General features: G+C 31.0%; 3 protein-coding genes, 1 pseudogene and 1 riboswitch. Of the genes and pseudogenes, 3 read left to right on the forward strand and 1 reads right to left on the reverse strand.

Annotated elements, in window-relative coordinates:
• Positions 1-816, forward strand: a pseudogene (locus HMPREF0629_RS02605) (phosphoglucosamine mutase); the annotation flags it as partial.
• 10 nt (positions 817-826) lie between these two features.
• A complete protein-coding gene (locus HMPREF0629_RS02610; RefSeq protein WP_009221824.1) occupies positions 827-1,666 on the forward strand; it encodes a DegV family protein in 840 nt (279 codons plus the stop codon).
• Positions 1,667-1,758: 92 nt separating this feature from the next.
• Here the strand turns inward: HMPREF0629_RS02610 and HMPREF0629_RS02615 are convergent, their stop codons facing one another.
• Positions 1,759-3,024 carry a folylpolyglutamate synthase/dihydrofolate synthase family protein gene (locus HMPREF0629_RS02615; protein ID WP_009221825.1) on the reverse strand — a complete coding sequence of 422 codons (1,266 nt, stop codon included), beginning with the start codon at positions 3,022-3,024 and terminating at the stop codon, positions 1,759-1,761.
• Between the two features lie 74 nt (positions 3,025-3,098).
• Positions 3,099-3,185: riboswitch (THF riboswitch) on the forward strand.
• A 47-nt stretch (positions 3,186-3,232) separates the two neighbouring features.
• Here HMPREF0629_RS02615 and HMPREF0629_RS02620 point away from each other — a divergent pair.
• Positions 3,233-3,739 carry a folate family ECF transporter S component gene (locus HMPREF0629_RS02620; protein WP_009221826.1) on the forward strand — a complete coding sequence of 169 codons (507 nt, stop codon included), beginning with the start codon at positions 3,233-3,235 and terminating at the stop codon, positions 3,737-3,739.
• Positions 3,740-3,754: the final 15 nt, after the last annotated feature.

The raw sequence follows: 3,754 nt of genomic DNA on the forward strand, positions 1-3,754 counted from the left end.
ATAGATACGGGCAATGGTGCGTTAAGTGAAATAGCAGAGCATGTTTTGAGAAGACTTGGTGCCGAGGTATATGTGATAAATAATACTCCAAACGGAGAGAATATAAATTTAAGCTGCGGTTCAACAAATCCGAACCTTATAAAAGAACTTGTAATACAAACAGGTGCAGATATCGGCATGAGTTTTGATGGAGATGCTGATAGAATTATTGCGGTAGATGAAAAAGGAAATATAGTTGATGGAGATCATATACTTGCAATTTGCGCAACTTATCTTAAAAAAGAAAATAGGCTTTTAAATAATACGGTTGTCGGAACTATAATGGCAAATATTGGATTAAAGAGATATCTTTCAGAAATAGGAGCTGATTTGGTTTATACACAGGTTGGCGATAGATATGTACTTGAGGAAATGCGCAGGGGAAATTTTGTTATAGGTGGAGAACAATCGGGGCACATAATATTTTTAGACTATAATACAACCGGTGACGGACTTGCAACAGGACTTCACATATTAGAAGTTATGGGGAAATTAAACAAGCCTTTATCTGAGTTAAATGAACTTATGACAAGTTACCCTCAGGTTTTAGTAAATGCCAAGGTAAGAAATGATTTAAAAAATAAATATATGGAATTTGAAGACATAAGAGCAAAGGTATATGCAATCGAAAGTGAATTTAAAGGCAAGGGCAGAGTTGTAATAAGGCCTTCAGGAACAGAAAGTTTAGTCAGGGTAATGATTGAAGGAGAAAACGAAGACGTCTTAAAAAAATATGCAGGTGAACTTGCAAAATATATAGAAAATAGATTGAGTTAAAGGAGAAAATATGGATTATAGAATAATAGTTGATACGGGTTGTGATATAACAGAGGAAATGGAAAGGGAAATGAATATTTTATCTGTTCCGTTTAAGATAACAGTGGACGATGTAGAATTTGTAGATGATGAAAATATAAACTTAGACGAATTTTTATATTCAATGATTAAAAGCAACAATCCTATAAGAACATCATGTCCGTCTCCTTATGACTATTTGGAAAAGCTGAATAAGTGTGAAGAAAAAAATATATTTGTAGTTACGATTTCGTCAAAAGTTTCAGGTTCATATAACAGTGCCGTTATTGCTAAAAATGACTATGTCTCTGAACATCCTGATAAAAATGTTTTTATAGTAGATTCAAAATCTGCAAGTGCCGGTCAGACATCGGTAGTTTTAAAATTGTGGGAAATAATAAATGAGGCCAGTTCATTTGAAGAAAAGACTAAAAAAATAACTACTGAGGTAGATAACAATAAGACATTTTTTATTCTTGAAAGTTTGGATAATTTGATTAAAAATGGAAGAATAAAGAAAACTGCAGGTCTCATCGCAAATATTTTAAATATAAGACCTATAATGACAACCGATGATGGGGACATTTGTCTTTTTGAAATGAACAGAGGATTTAAAAAGAGTTTGTCAAAACTTGCAAATGCAATTGGAAATGTAGCCTCTAATTTGGAGGAGAAAGTTCTTGTAATATCTCATGTAGATGCACTTGAAAAAGCAAAAGACTTAGAAAAAAAAGTGAGAGAGCTATATAAAATTAAAGATGTAATTATAATTCATACAAGAGGATTATCTTCGGGTTACGCAGATAATGGAGGCATAGTAATAGGACTATAAAAAGATATTAAAATTTTTATATTGAAAAATCCCCACATATTGTGGGGATTTTACTTTTGAACGAGAATTATACTTGTATGAAATATTATTTTTTAAACTATAAATTTTCTTATGTCTTTTATTAAATACAGAGAACCGCACCACAGAATCATGTCATCTTCATTTGCAAGAGAAACAGTTTTATCAAATGCAATTTTTCTGTCTTCAAATGCATATACTTCATTTGAGTATTTTGAAACCTCTCTCTTTAAAAACTCAAGTTCTGCAGCTCTTGGATTATCTATTGTGGTCAGTACAACAGAGCTCGCAAGAGGAATTAAATTTTTTAGGATATAGTCTATGTCCTTATCACCAAGTACACTGAATCCTAAAATTAATCTATTATAAGAGAAAGTTTTAAGATTTTCTATAAGTGCATCTATGCTTTCTGCATTGTGACTTCCGTCAAGGACAAAAGTAGGATTTTCCTTAATAACTTCAATTCTTCCTATATTTTTTGCACTTGATATTGACTTTCTTAGATTATCATCTGAAATAGGAAAAAAATTTTTTAAATAATCAAGGGTCATTATTGCAAGAGAGGCATTATATACTTGATGTTTGCCAAGCAGAGATGTTCTCATATTTTTATGTTCTCTAAATGAGAATTCATTATATTTATCGGTAGAAAAAATATCTTTTACATCGTCAAGGCTAAATGTATGAACCGGGGCATTTTTTTCTTTTGCTATTCTAATTAATTCTGCCATAACTTCTTCTTTTTGCGGATAAATAAAAACCGGAACATTATCTTTTATAATTCCACCTTTTTGCCAAGCAATTTCTTTTAAAGTTTTTCCTAAGATATTTATATGGTCTAATGAAATAGAAGTTATAACTGTTGCAATTGGTGCATCAAAAATATTTGTGGCATCAAATCGTCCGCCCATACCGACTTCCATAACAGCTGTATCTACTTTATTTTTATAGAAATATAAAAATGCAACCGCTACGAAAATTTCAAAAGATGTAACATAATATCCTTCGCTGTCTAATTTTAATACTATAGGATAAATAATTTCCATGCACTTTACAAAATCATCCTCTGAAATATACTCTCCATTAATTTGAATAGTTTCTCTTATGTCATCAATATATGGAGAAATAAATAACCCGCATTTTAAATTTGAGCCGGATAAAGTATTTTGAATATAACTGCATACAGAACCTTTGCCGTTAGTGCCCGCAACATGAATTATTTTGATTTTATTTTGAATGGAACCAAGTTCTTCTAAAAGTTTTTTTACATTATCCAAGGTGTAATCACCTTGAGGATCTCCTCTATTTACCATCCAATCCAAGTAATTTTTGTAATCCATAAAAAACCTCTTTTATTTTTAATTATTAAAATTTTTTTGTTGTGTTTAATACACTGCAATTATATAATGATGTTAACAGAGTAGATAAAGAGCGTCAAGTGTTAAGAAATGGGTTGTTGTTCTTAAACGAATTTATATGATTCTTTATCGCGGCCGCTGTATTTTAACGTGCCCTCTACTTTGAATTAATTGAAAGGGGCTTTTTTTAATGAAAAAAAGTAATACGAAAATTATTGTAAGAGCAGCATTTTTAGTTGCACTGTCAATAGTTTTAACAAGATTTTTGTCAGTTATGGTTACGCCGCAATTGAGAGTCGGCATAGGTTCAATGCCTATAATTTTATCAGGTATGCTGTATGGACCTGTTGTTGGTGGAATAGTCGGATTAGTTACAGATGCAATAGGAGTAATGATTAATCCTCAGGGAACTCCTCATTTGGGTTTTACATTAAGCTCAATATTAACAGGATTACTTCCGGGACTTATCTGTATGAAGATGTTGAAAGATAATGACGAAAAATTAAATGTTGCAACTATAGTAAGTTGCGTCATAGTTATGCTAATAGTTCATATAGGTTTAAATACCTACTGGTTATCTCAACTTTTTGGAAAAGCATTTATGGCAATGTTGCCGATTAGAGCACTAAAAGCAATCATAGAAACTGTAATAACAATAATTCTTATAAGAATATTATATAAAATACTAAAAAAATAAATCTACATTATGTAG

The sequence above is a fragment of the Peptoniphilus sp. oral taxon 386 str. F0131 genome (assembly GCF_000090945.1).
GTDB classification, from domain to species: Bacteria; Bacillota; Clostridia; order Tissierellales; family Peptoniphilaceae; genus Anaerosphaera; species Anaerosphaera mikwangii.

Bases quoted from the DNA above. Each gene is read 5' to 3' on its own strand.
- HMPREF0629_RS02620 (WP_009221826.1), top strand. From the start codon at position 3,233: ATGAAAAAAAGTAATACGAAAATTATTGTAAGAGCAGCATTTTTAGTT.
- HMPREF0629_RS02610 (WP_009221824.1), top strand. From the start codon at position 827: ATGGATTATAGAATAATAGTTGATACGGGTTGTGATATAACAGAGGAA.
- HMPREF0629_RS02615 (WP_009221825.1), bottom strand. From the start codon at position 3,024: ATGGATTACAAAAATTACTTGGATTGGATGGTAAATAGAGGAGATCCT.